The 14,067-nt window shown below is 65.3% G+C and carries 15 protein-coding genes; 8 read left to right on the forward strand and 7 right to left on the reverse strand.

All coding sequences use genetic code 11. The annotated features are described in order from the left end of the window. Positions 1–37: 37 nt before the first annotated feature. The 3 genes from minE to minC form a co-directional block, all read right to left on the reverse strand. Positions 38–292, reverse strand: a complete 255-nt coding sequence (minE, locus tag ACM0M4_RS09720) for a cell division topological specificity factor MinE (RefSeq protein ID WP_003091581.1) — start codon at positions 290–292, stop codon at positions 38–40. Continuing rightward, positions 289–1,104, reverse strand: a complete 816-nt coding sequence (gene minD, locus ACM0M4_RS09725; protein WP_003091579.1) for a septum site-determining protein MinD — start codon at positions 1,102–1,104, stop codon at positions 289–291. The genes minE and minD overlap by 4 nt, the downstream gene beginning before the upstream one ends. A 61-nt stretch (positions 1,105–1,165) precedes the next feature. Then, positions 1,166–1,957 (reverse strand): septum site-determining protein MinC, encoded by a 792-nt coding sequence (gene minC / locus ACM0M4_RS09730; protein WP_003114802.1) that lies wholly within the window; start codon positions 1,955–1,957, stop codon positions 1,166–1,168. A gap of 159 nt (positions 1,958–2,116) precedes the next feature. Here minC and ACM0M4_RS09735 point away from each other — a divergent pair, with 159 nt between their 5' ends. Together ACM0M4_RS09735 and ACM0M4_RS09740 are read left to right on the forward strand one after the other, a co-directional pair. After that, entirely contained in the window at positions 2,117–3,055 is a 939-nt protein-coding gene (locus ACM0M4_RS09735; RefSeq protein WP_003114803.1) for a lipid A biosynthesis lauroyl acyltransferase, read from the forward strand. Between the two features lie 67 nt (positions 3,056–3,122). Then, the gene (locus ACM0M4_RS09740) at positions 3,123–4,292 is read left to right on the forward strand and encodes a patatin-like phospholipase family protein (RefSeq protein WP_003091575.1); all 1,170 of its coding nucleotides are present in this window, start codon (positions 3,123–3,125) and stop codon (positions 4,290–4,292) included. A gap of 63 nt (positions 4,293–4,355) precedes the next feature. On the opposite strand, the gene ACM0M4_RS09745 is transcribed toward ACM0M4_RS09740, so the two are convergent. The 4 genes from ACM0M4_RS09745 to ACM0M4_RS09760 all read right to left on the reverse strand — a co-directional run bounded on the left by ACM0M4_RS09745 (position 4,356) and on the right by ACM0M4_RS09760 (position 7,885). Continuing rightward, positions 4,356–5,213 carry a pirin family protein gene (locus ACM0M4_RS09745; RefSeq protein WP_003116397.1) on the reverse strand — a complete coding sequence of 286 codons (858 nt, stop codon included), beginning with the start codon at positions 5,211–5,213 and terminating at the stop codon, positions 4,356–4,358. Positions 5,214–5,352: 139 nt separating this feature from the next. Continuing rightward, positions 5,353–6,156: an MlaA family lipoprotein gene (locus ACM0M4_RS09750; protein ID WP_003114806.1), complete on the reverse strand. Its 804-nt coding sequence runs from the start codon at positions 6,154–6,156 to the stop codon at positions 5,353–5,355. Between the two features lie 3 nt (positions 6,157–6,159). Further along, complete coding sequence (locus ACM0M4_RS09755; RefSeq protein ID WP_003114807.1) at positions 6,160–7,521, reverse strand: alpha/beta fold hydrolase; 1,362 nt, start codon at positions 7,519–7,521, stop codon at positions 6,160–6,162. A gap of 142 nt (positions 7,522–7,663) precedes the next feature. Beyond that, on the reverse strand, positions 7,664–7,885 hold the full coding sequence (locus ACM0M4_RS09760; protein WP_003091551.1) for a DUF2061 domain-containing protein: 222 nt from the start codon (positions 7,883–7,885) through the stop codon (positions 7,664–7,666). A gap of 293 nt (positions 7,886–8,178) precedes the next feature. Here ACM0M4_RS09760 and ACM0M4_RS09765 point away from each other — a divergent pair, with 293 nt between their 5' ends. The 6 genes from ACM0M4_RS09765 to ACM0M4_RS09790 all read left to right on the forward strand — a co-directional run bounded on the left by ACM0M4_RS09765 (position 8,179) and on the right by ACM0M4_RS09790 (position 13,996). Then, positions 8,179–9,036 (forward strand): glycine betaine ABC transporter substrate-binding protein, encoded by an 858-nt coding sequence (locus tag ACM0M4_RS09765; protein ID WP_115288733.1) that lies wholly within the window; start codon positions 8,179–8,181, stop codon positions 9,034–9,036. A gap of 217 nt (positions 9,037–9,253) precedes the next feature. Beyond that, complete coding sequence (locus ACM0M4_RS09770) at positions 9,254–9,565, forward strand: DUF485 domain-containing protein (protein ID WP_003091547.1); 312 nt, start codon at positions 9,254–9,256, stop codon at positions 9,563–9,565. Continuing rightward, positions 9,562–11,217, forward strand: coding sequence for a cation acetate symporter (locus tag ACM0M4_RS09775; RefSeq protein ID WP_003091546.1), 1,656 nt, complete (start codon positions 9,562–9,564; stop codon positions 11,215–11,217). Before ACM0M4_RS09770 ends, ACM0M4_RS09775 begins: the two co-directional genes overlap by 4 nt. An 89-nt stretch (positions 11,218–11,306) precedes the next feature. Beyond that, positions 11,307–13,106, forward strand: a complete 1,800-nt coding sequence (locus tag ACM0M4_RS09780) for a CBS domain-containing protein (protein ID WP_221345533.1) — start codon at positions 11,307–11,309, stop codon at positions 13,104–13,106. Then, the gene (locus ACM0M4_RS09785) at positions 13,103–13,729 is read left to right on the forward strand and encodes a 3'-5' exonuclease (RefSeq protein WP_003114810.1); all 627 of its coding nucleotides are present in this window, start codon (positions 13,103–13,105) and stop codon (positions 13,727–13,729) included. Before ACM0M4_RS09780 ends, ACM0M4_RS09785 begins: the two co-directional genes overlap by 4 nt. A 108-nt stretch (positions 13,730–13,837) precedes the next feature. Next, positions 13,838–13,996 (forward strand): DUF3309 family protein, encoded by a 159-nt coding sequence (locus tag ACM0M4_RS09790; RefSeq protein WP_003109182.1) that lies wholly within the window; start codon positions 13,838–13,840, stop codon positions 13,994–13,996. Positions 13,997–14,067 lie beyond the last annotated feature (71 nt).

A 14,067-nucleotide genomic window follows, 5' to 3' on the forward strand; every position in this document is an offset into this window, starting at 1 on the left:
GCGGCCAATGGCCGCCGCAGTATGGACCCTGGGCGAATCAACGATCCGGCAGGGTGATGTTGAGTTCCAGGATCGAGCAGTTGCCCTGGTTCTCCAGTTCCACCTGGATCTGCTCCTGGTCGATCGGTACGTACTTGCGGATCACTTCCAGCAGGTCTTTCTGCAACTGGGGCAGATAATCCGGCTGTGCGCGCTGGCCACGTTCGTGGGCAACGATGATCTGCAGTCGTTCTTTCGCGATGGAAGCGCTGTTCTGCGATTTCCGACTGCGAAAGAAGTCTAAAAGGCTCATTCACGTCCTCCGAACAGTCTTTGCAGGAATCCTTTCTTCTGCACATCGAGGAATCGATGCGGTATTTCCTTGCCGAGCAGGCGGTCGACCGCATCGCTGTACGCCTGGCCGGCGTCGCTCTGCTCGTCGAGGATCACCGGCACGCCCTGGTTCGACGCCTTGAGCACGGCCTGGGATTCCGGGATCACCCCGAGCAGGCGGATGGCGAGGATCTCCTCGACGTCGTCGACGCCGAGCATCTCGCCCTTGGTGACGCGCTCCGGGTTGTAGCGGGTCAGCAGCAGGTGTTCCTTGATCGGCTCCTCGCCTTTCTCGGCGCGCTGCGACTTGCTTGCCAGCAGGCCGAGCATGCGGTCGGAGTCGCGTACCGAGGAAACCTCGGGGTTGGTCACGACGATCGCTTCGTCGGCGAAGTACATGGCCAGGTGGGCGCCTTTCTCGATGCCCGCCGGGGAGTCGCAGATGATGTATTCGAAATCCTTGCGCAGTTCGGCCATGACTTTCTCGACGCCTTCCTTGGTCAGGGCGTCCTTGTCGCGGGTCTGGCTGGCGGCCAGGACATGCAGGTTTTCGAGGCGCTTGTCCTTGATCAGGGCCTGGGTGAGGGTGGCCTCGCCGTTGACGACGTTGACGAAGTCGTACACCACGCGGCGTTCGCAGCCCATGATAAGGTCGAGGTTACGCAGGCCGACGTCGAAGTCGACGATGACGGTCTTGAAACCGCGCAAGGCCAGGCCGGTGCCGATAGCTGCGCTGGTGGTGGTTTTACCGACGCCACCCTTACCGGAAGTGACTACGAGAATTTTGGCCAAGGTGATTCACCCCAATGAAAAACGTAAGAATTCTGGTCCCTGAAAGTGGCGGCAGTATCCGTTAAAGGCGGGTGATGTTCAACACGTCACCCGACAGGCTGACGTGCACTGCCTTGCCCCACTGCGGGCTGCGTCGCAGGTCCTCCGCGACCTTGTAGTTACCGGCGATGGAGACCAGTTCGGCGGCCAGCTGCTGGCAGAAGATTCGCGCCGTGGCGTCGCCTTTCACGCCGGCCAGTGCGCGTCCGCGCATCGGGCCGTACACATGGATGTTTCCGTCGGCGAGAAGTTCCGCGCCGGGACTGACCGCGGCCAGCACGATCAGGTCGCCGCCGGCGGCGTAGATCTGCATGCCGCCGCGCACCGGGGTCTTCACCACCTTGGTCGGGCGGCTGACGGGCTCGGCGGGCTTCTCTTCCGCCTTGGCCGGCTCGGGCCTGGCTTCACCGGCGCTCGGGCTGGGCTCTTCGGCAGGCTTGCGCGGGGCGCTGTCCTTGATGTCCAGCGGTCGTTCGCGGGCGCCCGAGGGCGGCAGCACCGGCAGGTCCAGGGCCTGGGCGGCGGCGATGTCCTCCTCGCGCCCGGCGCGGATCGCCAGGGTGCGCAGGCCGTGGCGGCGACAGACCTCGAGGAGCGCCGGCAGGTCGAGGCGGCCTTCGCCTTCGGGCAGCTTGTCGAGGGCCATGACCAGGGGGGTGTCGCGGAAGAAGTTGGGCGCTTGCGCCACTTTGTCGGCGAGTTGCCGTTCGAGCCTCGCCAGGTCGTTGTGCGCCAGTTCGAGGATGGTCACCGCGAGCATGCTGCCCTTGAGCTGGAATACGGGGTCTTGATCGAGGAGGTCGGCTTGGCTCATGGGGCTTGTCGGTCGTTGAATTGCAGGGACTTATAACGAGAACGCCGGATGCCCGCAAGCGTGGCAGATAGCCGGGGCGGCATCGATCGGCAACGCGGCGTCCCGCCGGGACGGCGGGCAGGGTAGAATGGCGGGCTTTGATCGTCGTCGGAACCGTCCATGGATCGCCCCCGTTTCTCCAGCGCTTTCCTCCATCCCCGCTACTGGCCGCTCTGGTTCGGCCTGGGACTGCTCTGGCTGGTGGTGCAGTTGCCGTATCCCGTCCTGCTGATGCTCGGCCGTGGCCTGGGGGCGCTGATGTACCGCTTGGTCGGCTCGCGCCGCGAGATTGCCGCGCGCAACCTCGAACTGTGCTTTCCGGAAAAGTCGCCCGCCGAACGCGAGCGTCTGCTGAAGGAGAACTTCGCCTCCAGCGGCATCGCCTTCTTCGAGATGGCCATGAGCTGGTGGTGGCCGAAGGCGCGCCTGGCCCGTCTTGCCCATATAGAAGGCCTGGAGCATCTGCGCGAGGCCCAGGCGCAGGGCGAGGGGGTGATCCTCATGGCCCTGCATTTCACCACCCTGGAGATCGGCGCGGCGCTGCTCGGCCAGGTGCACACCATCGACGGCATGTACCGTGAGCACGACAATCCGGTGTTCGACTATGTCCAGCGCCGTGGCCGCGAGCGGCACAACCTCGATGCCACCGCCATCGAGCGCGAGGACGTGCGCTCGATGCTCAAGGTGCTGCGTGGCGGCCGCGCCATCTGGTACGCACCGGACCAGGACTACGGCGCCAAGCAGAGCCTGTTCGTGCCGCTGTTCGGCATCCCGGCGGCCACCGTCACCGCCACCACCAAGTTCGCCCGCCTGGGCCGGGCGCGGGTGTTGCCGTTCACCCAGAGCCGCCTGGCCGATGGCAGCGGTTATCGCCTGACCATCCACCCGCCGCTGGAGGACTTCCCCGGCGAGAGCGAGGAAGCCGATTGCCTGCGGATCAACCAGTGGGTCGAGCGCTGCGTGCGCCAGCAGCCCGAGCAGTACCTGTGGGCGCACCGGCGTTTCAAGACCCGCCCGCCAGGCGAAGCCAAGCTCTATCCGAAACGGCGCAAGCGCTGAGGACGGGCATTCCGGACGCGCGCGGGGTCTGGCTATACTCGCCGCAGTTCATGACGGAAGCCCCGCTGTGTCCGATCCCCTTGCCCCACGTCCGCCGCTCACCGGCCTGATCCTTTCCGGGGGCGGCGCCCGCGCGGCCTACCAGGTCGGGGTCCTGGCCGCCATCGCCGACCTGCTGCCGGACAGTGCCGGTAATCCTTTCCCGGTCATCGTCGGTACTTCCGCCGGCGCCATCAACGCCGTTGGCCTGGCTTGCGGCGCCCTGCAATTCCGCCAGGCGATCCAGCGCCTGACCGCGGTCTGGCAGGGATTCCGCACCGAACATGTCTATCGCAGCGACTGGCCGGGCGTGACCCGCCAGGCCTCGCGCTTCCTCGGCCATAGCCTGCTCGGCCTGGGGCGGCGGGTGCCGGTGGCGTTGCTGGACAACCGGCCGTTGCATGAGCTGCTGGCACGTGAGCTGGATTTTTCCGGGATTCATGCGGCGGTGCGCCAGCGCCAGTTGCGCGCGGTGGCGGTGACCGCGTTCGGCTACGAGTCGGGGCAGGCGGTGACCTTCTACCAGGGGCGCGCGACCATCGATCCCTGGGTACGCCATCGGCGCCTGGGCATTCCCACCCGCCTGGAGCTTCGGCACCTGCTGGCCAGCGCGGCGATCCCGCTGCTGTTCCCGCCGGTGCGGATCAACCGCGAATACTTCGGCGACGGCGCGGTGCGTTCCCAGGCGCCCATCAGCCCGGCGTTGCACCTGGGCGCCACGCGGGTGCTGGTGATCGGCGTCAGCGGCAACCCGGCCACCGGTGGCGACAGTGCCATGACCGGCCTGCCGCCGTCCGACCGACCGCCGAGCCTGGCGCAGATCGGCGCCCACCTGTTGAACAGCACCTTCATCGACAGCCTGGAAGGCGACATCGAGCAGTTGCAGCGGATGAACCAGATCGGCCAGTTGGTGGCGCCGGAGGTGCGCCGCCAGGCGGGTGGGCTGGAGCCGGTGGAGGTATTGCTGGTGTCGCCGAGCCGGCCGCTGGACGAGATCGCCGCGCGGCACTACCGGGAGCTGTCGCGGGTGCTGCGGCTTTTCCTGCGCGGTCCCGGAGCGACCCGCGCCAGCGGGGCGGGGGTATTGAGCTACCTGTTGTTCGAGCGCGGCTATTGCAGCGAACTGATCGAACTGGGCTACCACGATGCGATGGGCAAGCGGGCGGAACTGGAGCGCTTCCTGCGGATCGAGCGGTAAACCTTATTCAGGACGGGACAGGCGGAAGGAAAAAACCGCCCCGAAGGGCGGCTCGCGCACGGCTCAGACGGCCAGGACACCGTCGCGATAGTCGCGTAGCGCCTGCTCGATTTCCTCGCGGCTGTTCATCACGAACGGACCGTACTGGACGATCGGCTCGCGCAACGGCTTGCCGGCGAGCACCAGTACCCGGGCGCCGGCTTCGCTGCGCAGGCTCAGTTCCCCTTCTTCGGACAGCCGAGCCAGGCGATTGGTGGCGATTTCCACCGGGCGTTCGCCTTCCACCGTCAGGCTGCCTTCGTAGACGTACAGCAGCACGCGATGGCCGTCCGGCAGGCGCGGGGCGATGCGGCCGCCGGCAGGCAGTTGCAGGTCGTAGTAGTGCGGCTCGGTGTCCGGCCTTTCCACGGCGCCGATCTGCTGCGCCTGGCCGTCGTCGAAGCGACCGGCGATCACCGTGACCTTCACGCCTCCGGCGGTTTCCAGGCGCGGCACGTCTTCCGGCTCGATATCGCGATAGCCGGCCGGGGCCAGCTTGTTCTTCGCCGGCAGGTTGACCCACAGCTGGAAGCCACGCATCGCGCCTTCCACCTGTTCCGGCATCTCGCTGTGGATGATGCCGTGGGCGGCGGTCATCCACTGTACGCCGCCGGGCTTGAGCAGGCCGCGATTGCCGAGGTGGTCTTCGTGGCGCATACGCCCTTCGAGCATGTAGGTCACGGTCTCGAAGCCGCGGTGCGGGTGCGAAGGGAAACCGGCGACATAGTCATCCGGGTTCTGGGTATCGAACTGGTCGAGCATCAGGAACGGGTCGAAGCGTTCCGGGGACGGGCCGCCGATCACGCGGGTCAGGCGGACGCCGGCGCCATCGGAGGCGGGGTGGCCGGTATGCAGTTCGAGGACATCACGGTAGCGGGTCATGGGAACCTCCTGGTTCGTGTATGGCTCGATGATAGTCCTCTACGATCGATATATGGATGCGAGTTTTATGTGATTCCTATCGATTTATTGAATCGTTCTGAGGAAAAGAAACCGCCGCACAGGGCGGCGGTTCTTCGTCTCACTCGGCGATCTGCAGCTTGCGCGCCTCGGTATAGATGTAGCGCAGTTTCTCGTACTCGAACGGCGAGTTCATCTGGCCGTAGCGGAAGCTGGTGTTGTAGCGCTTGTCCACCACGCGCAGGGCGGTGATCTCCGGGTGGTCGCCGCTGGCCTGGGGAACGTTGAGGTAGTTCACCTGGTATTCGCCGACGTAGTCCACCACCAGTCCGCCGGTGTCGCGCAGGTTGGACGGGCCGAGGATCGGCAGCACCAGGTAGGGGCCGCTGCCCACGCCGTAGAAGCCGAGGGTCTGGCCGAAATCCTCGCTGCGCTTGTGCAGGCCCATCCTGGTCGCAGGGTCCCACAGGCCGAGCACACCGAAGGTGGTGTTGAACAGCAGCCGCGCGGTGGTTTCCATCGCCGCCTTGCCCTTCAATTGGGCGAGGTTGTTCAGCAGATTGGGCACGTCGCCGAGGTTGTCGAAGAAATTGCTCACGCCGCTGCGGACGAAGTGCGGGGTGACGTATTCGTAGCCTCGTACCACGGGCAGGAACACCCACTCGTCGAAGCGATAGTTGAAGTGGTAGACCCGGCGGTTCCAGGATTCCCAGGGATCGTACATGTTCAGTGCGTCGAGGGTGGCGCGCTCGAATTCGCGTTGATCCAGGCCGGGATTGAACTTGAGTTGGTCCAGTGGACGGCTGAAACCGTCGCCGTCGAGCTGGCGTGGCGGCAGTTCGGCCGGCGCGGCGGCCTCGTCGGCCTGGGCGCTGGCGGCAGCGCTCAGCAGAAGGGCGAACATCCAGTGTGCGGTTCGGCTCATCGATCAGTTTCCTGCCTGCTGGGTGAGGGCCGCGCTGGCGACCTGGGTCTGTCCGGCAGCGGGCGTGGCGAAGAAGTCCAGCATGTCCTGCGCGTTGACCTTGTAGTTGAGGTTGCCGCAGTGACCGCCATAGGGATAGACGGTCAGGCGTTCGCCGAAGGTTCGGCGGAGGAAGCCGAGGTCGCCCGGGCCGAGGATGACGTCGTCGGCGTTGTGCATCACGGCGATCTTCGGGCTGTCGTGCAGATAGTCCTGCAGCTTGTAGAGGCTGACCTGGTTGACCAGTTGGGTCAGGCTGCCGCCGTCGTAACGGGCTCGCCACATCGGGATCAGTTGCTCGGTCATGTAGCACTCGAAGTCGCACTGTAGCGCGCGCTTGAAGAAGGGCTCCAGGCTGGTGCCTTCGTTGATCGGGTAGTTCGGCGGGGTGATCAGGCCGCGACGGTTGACCAGGTCCGAGGTGAAGGCGATGTCGGCGGCGGAGAAGCGGAACGAGGTGCCGATCAGCATGGCCATTTCTTCGTTGCTCAGGCGTTGCTTCGACTGCTGGAAGTCGTAGAGCATGGCGTCGTTGATGTCGACGTAGCCTTTCTGCCGGAAGTAGCGGGTCAGCTTGCTCAGCACCACCTCGTAGAAGGTGCGCGAGTCAGTGATGCCCTTGACCTGGGTTTCCACCAGTTTGTCGAGGTTGCTCACCGAGGTGTAGAGGTTCACCGGTGGGTTGAGCAGCAGCACTTTCTTGAAGTTGAAGCTCCGGCGGCTTTCGTCGAGGTGGCTGACGAACGCGGCGTTCAGCGCCCCCAGGCTATAGCCGGTGAGGTAATAGTCGGTCACCGGCAGGTCGCGCTGCTGCGCGCGCACCGCCTGCATCACCCGGTACAGGTCATCGGCGTCGTCGCTGGAAAAGCCCGGTGTGGCGAAGCGCGAGGCGCTGGCCATGAAGTCCCAACTGGTCGGCGAGGACAACTGCACCACGTGGTAGCCGGCCTGGTAGAAGAGCTTCTTCAAGTATTCCGGGAAGCTGCTAGCGTAGTGGGCGCCAGTCCCGGCAATGATGAAGATCAGCGGCGCCGCATGATCCTGGCGGGCCAGGCGGTAGCGCAGCTTCTTCACCGGCCAGAAGTTGTCCGGCAGGGCGAACTCGCGCTCCGGGCGCAATTTCAGGCTGTAGTCCTTCTGGTCGATGTCCTCGCTGTGCGGAAGCTCGGGACGCAGTTCCGGCGGCGTGGTGGCGATGGTCGCCTCGAACGGGTTGGTCAGTGGATAGCCGTAGCTCGCGGCGTCCACGTCCCGGGCCTGCGCCAGATTGGCACAACCGAGGGCGAGGCCGCCGAGCAGGGCAGCGAAACGGAGGAAGTGGGGCATCGGGGGAATCCCTTCGAGGGAAAAGTACTGAGTGAATATACTGCCGCTATGACAACTGCAAGCCTCAGTAGTGCAGTGGGTTATTGCAGCCAGCGTTCCAATCGGTCTTTCCCGCCTCTTGCCGTGCCTCGCGAATATCCCTTCAGGCGTGGCGGTGCAGCCAGCCATGGGCGCTAGCCGGGCGCGGCGCGCCGTCTTTCTCGAAGCGTTTCCAGATCTTCTCGTGGAAGTAGAAACCGACCGAGTTGCACAGCGGCTCGACCGCCGCCACCAGCCCGCCGACCGCTATGCTGCCGGTCAGCGCATAGGCCACGCTGAAGGCGATGATGAAGTGCATGACGGTGAAGGTCAGGGTCTTGAGCATGGCTGCTCTCCTTTGATCGAGAATCATTCCTCTTTGGCGAAAGCCTATCCAGGCGCTCGGCCAAGCGGAAATCGGCCTGTCCAATCGAGTGCATAGAGCGCTTCGATCGCACTGTCTCGGAGCACATCCGCAGCGTGCCGCAGCGCAGTTCGAGGCATGTCGTTATCGGGTGCGATGGGTGTCGTTCTCAGAGCAGTCCGCCGTCCGGGCGCGCCGATGATGGACGGCGGCACCGCAGAGTGCCGCGACCGCCGGGGAGCGTCCCCGTCGGCATAGAACAAGGGGTACGTCTGATGCGAATGATGCGACGACTGTTGTGCTGGAGTGCGGGCCTGGCAATGTCGGCGGCTGTGGGGGTGGCGGCCGCGGCGGACAAGCCGGTGATCACCATCGGTTACGTGGACGGCTGGTCGGACAGCGTGGCGACCACCCATGTGGCCGCCGAGGTGATCCGCGAGAAGCTCGGCTACGAGGTGAAGCTGATGCCGGTGGCGGCGGGGATCATGTGGCAGGGCGTGGCGCGCGGCAAGCTCGATGCCATGCTCTCGGCCTGGCTGCCGGGCACCCACGGCGCCTACTACGAGAAGATGAAGGATAAGGTGGTCAACCTTGCCATCAACTCCCCGGACGCACGCATCGGCCTGATCGTCCCCGAATACGTGAGCGCCAACAGCATCGCCGACCTCCAGGCGCAGAAGGACGCTTTCGGCGGCCGCGTGGTGGGTATCGATGCCGGCGCCGGGGTGATGATCAAGACCGACGAGGCGATCAAGCAATATGGCCTCGACTACAAGCTGGTGGCCAGTTCCGGCAGCGGCATGATCGCCGAGCTGACCCGTGCCGAGAACGAGAAGAAGCCGGTGGTGGTGACCGGCTGGATTCCGCACTGGATGTTCGCCAAGTGGAAGCTGAAGTTCCTCGACGATCCGAAGAAGGTCTATGGCGATACCGAGCATGTCGACACCGTCGCCAACCCGGCGCTGGAGGCCAAGGCCAAGCCGGTCTGGGAGTTCCTGAAGAAGTTCGGCTGGAAGGATGGCAACGAGGTCGGCCAGGTGATGCTGGCGATCCAGGAGGGCGCCAAACCCGAGGATGCGGCGAAGCAGTGGGTGGCGGCCAACCCGGGACGGGTCAAGGACTGGGTGCAGTAGCACGGCTGGTTCGATCGGGGAACGCCGTGCCCGGGCAACCGGGCACGGCGTTTTTCCTTGCCGAAGGCTGGCTCCGGAATCTGCCGGAAGGCCCGGGAATACCGGTCTAGAGCGGCTGGCGAAACGCTACGACTAAAGTCGTCTGGAGCGCTTGCACCAGCGTCCTACAGTGGATATCGACGACATTCCGCGTCACCCCGCTGTGAGGATAAAAACAATGAACGACAGCATCTACCAGCGGATTGATACCAATCCGCGCTTCAAGGAGTTGGTGGCCAAGCGAGAGCGTTTCGCCTGGATACTTTCTTCGATCATGCTTGGCCTCTACGTGATATTCATCCTGCTGATCGCTTTCCAGCCGCAGCTGCTGGGCGCGCGTATCAGTCCCGATTCGTCCGTGACCTGGGGCATCCCGATGGGTGTCGGACTGATCCTTGCCGCGTTCATCCTGACCGGCCTGTACGTGCGTCGCGCCAACGGCGAGTTCGACAGCCTGAACCAGGAAATCCTCAAGGAGGCGCAGCAATGATCGCTCGTCTCCTTGCCGCGCTCGGCCTTGCGGCCTTCGCTCCGGCCCTCTGGGCCGACGCGCTGACCGGCGACGTGCAGCGCCAGCCGCTGAACGTCTCGGCCATCGTCATGTTCGTCGCCTTCGTCGGCGCGACCCTCTGCATCACCTACTGGGCATCCAAGCGCAACCGCTCGGCGGCCGACTACTATGCCGCAGGCGGCCGCATCACCGGCTTCCAGAATGGCCTGGCGATCGCCGGCGACTACATGTCGGCGGCATCCTTCCTGGGTATTTCGGCGCTGGTCTTCACTTCCGGCTACGATGGCCTGATCTACTCGATCGGCTTCCTGGTCGGCTGGCCGATCATCCTCTTCCTCATCGCCGAGCGCCTGCGCAACCTGGGCAAGTACACCTTCGCCGACGTCGCCTCCTACCGCCTCAAGCAGAAGCAGATCCGCACCCTGTCGGCCTGCGGCTCGCTGGTGGTGGTGGCGTTCTACCTGATCGCGCAGATGGTCGGCGCCGGCAAGCTGATCGAGCTGCTGTTCGGCCTCAACTACCATGTCGCGGTGGTCCTGGTGGGCATCCTGATGGTGCTCTACGTGCTGTTCGGCGGCATGCTGGCGACCACCTGGGTGCAGATCATCAAGGCCGTGCTGTTGCTTTCCGGCGCCTCGTTCATGGCGATCATGGTGCTCAAGCACGTCAACTTCGACGTCAGCACGCTGTTCTCCGAAGCCATCAAGGTGCATCCGAAGGGCGAGGCGATCATGAGTCCGGGCGGCCTGGTTAAGGATCCGATCTCGGCATTCTCCCTGGGCTTCGCGCTGATGTTCGGCACCGCCGGGCTGCCGCACATCCTGATGCGCTTCTTCACCGTCAGCGACGCCAAGGAAGCGCGCAAGAGCGTGTTCTACGCCACCGGTTTCATCGGCTACTTCTACATCCTGACCTTCATCATCGGTTTCGGCGCGATCCTGCTGGTCAGCACCAACCCGGACTTCAAGGACGCCACCGGCGCGCTGATCGGCGGCAACAACATGGCGGCGGTGCACCTGGCCGACGCGGTGGGCGGCAGCCTGTTCCTCGGCTTCATCTCGGCGGTGGCCTTCGCCACCATCCTCGCGGTGGTCGCCGGGCTGACCCTGGCCGGGGCCTCGGCCGTCTCCCATGACCTGTACGCCAGCGTGTTCAAGGGCGGCAAGGCCAACGAGAAGGACGAGCTGCGGGTCTCGAAGATGACCACCGTGGCCCTGGGCGTGGTCGCCATCGTGCTCGGCATCCTCTTCGAGAAGCAGAACATCGCCTTCATGGTCGGCCTGGCCTTCTCCATCGCCGCCAGCTGCAACTTCCCGGTGCTGCTGCTCTCCATGTACTGGAAGAAGCTGACCACCCGCGGCGCCATGATCGGCGGCTGGATGGGCCTGATCACCGCGGTGGGCCTGATGGTCCTCGGCCCGACCATCTGGGTGCAGATCCTCGGCCACGAGAAAGCCATCTACCCGTACGAGTACCCGGCGCTGTTCTCGATGATCGTCGCCTTCGTCGGTATCTGGTTCTTCTCCATCACCGACAAGTCGGCGGCGGCCGACGAGGAGCGGGCGCGCTTCTTCCCGCAGTTCATCCGTTCCCAGACCGGCCTGGGCGCCTCTGGCGCGGTGGCCCACTAAGCGCTACGTGAAGACGTAGCCCGAGGCGGCGGCCGGATTTCCGGTCCGCCGCCTTTCGTTTCAGCGTCCCGGTTACAGCGAGATGAGCCATGCCTGACAGTTTCAACTTCGCCTCGCCGCCCTTCGACCAGTTGCGTCCCCATCAGCGCGAGACCCTCAAGCAGGCCCTCAGCGTAGGCTACTACGCGCCGGGGGAAACCTTGCTGGAGGCCGGTTCGGCGGTCCCCGGGCTGTTCGTCCTGCTCAAGGGCGTGGTCGAGGAGCGCGGCGACGACGGGCGAGTGTTCGCCCAGTACGCCGCGGACGACCTGTTCGACGTCCGCGGGCTGTTCTCCGGCAGCAGCAAGCATCGCTACCTGGCGATCGAGGAAAGCATCGTCTACGAACTGCCGGCCAGTTGCTTCCACCAGTTGTGCGGGGAGAACCCGGGTTTCGCCCGGTTCTTCCAGGCCGACCTGGCGGCCAAGCGCCAGTTGGCCCAGCGCGACGGGCAGAACCTTGCCAAGTTCATCCTTACCCGCATCGCCCGCGAGCACTTGCTGCCGGCGCTGGAGGTGGAGGCCTCGCTGTCCCTCGGCGACGCCGCGCGCCTGCAATTGAGCCACGGCGCCGATGCCCTGCTGGTGCGGCTGGAGAGGGACGGGCCCGAGCTCGGCATCGTCACCCGCACCGACCTCATGAGCGCGCACTTCCGCGACGGGCGCAGCGAGCTGGAGGCTATCGGGCCGTTGGCCCATGGTCCGCTGGCCAGCGTCGAACTGGGCGATTTCCTGTTCGACGCGATGATCCTCATGACGCGCCAGCGTATCGAGCGGGTCGCGGTCACCGAGGACGGTCAGGTGATCGGCCTGTTGCACCTGACCCAGGTGCTCAGCCTGTTCTCCACCCATTCCCACGTCCTGGCGCTGCGCATCGCCCGCGCCGACGACCTCGGCGACCTGCGCCGCTGCGCGGAAACCCTGGACACCCTGATCGCTACCCTGGCCGGCAACGGTATCCGCCTGCGCTTCATCATGCAGCTGGTCAGCGCGCTCAACGAGCAATTGCTCGAACGGCTTTTCGAATTGTTGCTGCCGCCAACCCTGCGCGGGCGCTGCTGCTTGCTGGTGATGGGCAGCGAAGGACGCGGCGAGCAGTTGCTGAAGACCGACCAGGACAATGCCCTGGTCCTGGCCGACGATCTGCCGCAGGAACAGGCCCTGGCGATGATGCAGCGCTTCAGCGCGGCCTTGCTGGAGTTCGGTTATCCGCCCTGTCCCGGAGGGGTGATGGCCAGTCGGCCGGAATGGTGCAAGCCGCTGGCGGCCTGGCAGGCGGAGCTGCGCGGGACGCTGCTGGAGGGCAAGCCGGAGCAGCTGTTGCGCCTGTCGATCCTGGCCGATGCCTGGCCGGTGGCCGGCAACCTGCAGCTGTTCGAGCCGTTGTGTCGGCAACTGCGCGGTTTCGCCGACGGCGGCGAGCGCTGGCTGGCGGATATCGCGGCGGCGGCCCTGCAATTCGATACGCCGCTGACCTTCCTCGGCCAGCTGAAAACCCAGGACGCCCGCCTCGATCTCAAGCGCGGCGGGATCTTCCCCATCGTCCACGGCATCCGCACCCTGGCCCTGCGCGAAGGCCTGGAGACCCGCGGGACCCTGGCACGGATCGAGGCGCTGAAGCGACACAAGGTCCTCGAAGCACGCCTGGCGGACGACCTGAGCGAGTCTTTCGAGCTGTTCCTGCAACTGCGCCTGACCCGCCAGTTGGCCGGCCAACGCGACGGTCGCCAGCAGGGCCTGGACGTCAGCGGCATGAGCCGCCACGATCGCGACATGCTGCGCTACGGCCTGCATGTGGTGAAGAAGTTCAAGCAGAGCGTGGCCCGTCAATTCCACCTGGAGACCCGATGAACACCATGGTCAAGTTGCCCGACAGCCGCTGGCCGGGCTGGCGCCGCCGGCTGTATTGGTGGATGCACGAGGCGGTCGAGGCGGAGGAAGTGATCTCCCTCGATCTCGAGACCACCAGCCTCGACCCGCGTCGTGCCGACATCCTCAGCATCGGCGCGGTGCTGGTGCGGCGCGGCAAACTGGTCATGGGCGAGCGCCTGGAACTCTACGTCGAGCCGCCGCCGAGCCTGGATGCGGAGTCGATCCGCATCCACAAGCTGCGCCGCGCCGACCTGGAGGGACAGTTGCAGCTGGAGCAGGCCCTGCGCCAGGTGCTGGCGTTCATCGGCGACCGACCGCTGCTGGGCTACTATCTGTCGTTCGATGTCGCCGTGCTGAATCGGCACCTGCGCCAGCTCCTCGACCGACAGTTGCACAACCCCTCCATCGAGATTTCGTCGCTGTACCACCGGAAGGTCAGCCGGCATTTTCCCGACGCACACATCGACCTGCGCTTCGACACCCTGGCGCGGGCCCTGGATGTGCCGGTCAGCGGTCGCCACACCGCCCTCGGCGACGCCCAGGCGGTGGCGCTGATGTTCATGCGTCTGCTCAAGGGGCCGGCGCCCAAGGTCATCCACTGAGGCTGGAGGTCGCGGATTTATTGAATCTTCGTTGCTCGGCGGGGGTCGAGAACTACAAGGGCGGAATCTCCCGCCCTTTGCCCCATGAGCCGAACAGGAGCGACGCCCATGAGTCTCGGTACGATTCTTCTGATCATCCTGATCCTGCTGCTGATCGGCGGCCTGCCGGTCTTTCCTCATTCGCGCAACTGGGGCTACGGGCCCTCGGGGATCATCGGCGCATTGCTGGTGGTGCTGTTGGTCCTGTTGCTGCTGGGCATGATCTAGGGCCCGATCGGGAATGCCGTCGCGGCGGGTATCGGCGGATAACGCCTCCGGCGTTATGCGCCCTACGCGGA

The organism is Pseudomonas sp. 18-147 (genome assembly GCF_051048045.1).
GTDB lineage: Bacteria > Pseudomonadota > Gammaproteobacteria > Pseudomonadales > Pseudomonadaceae > Pseudomonas > Pseudomonas aeruginosa.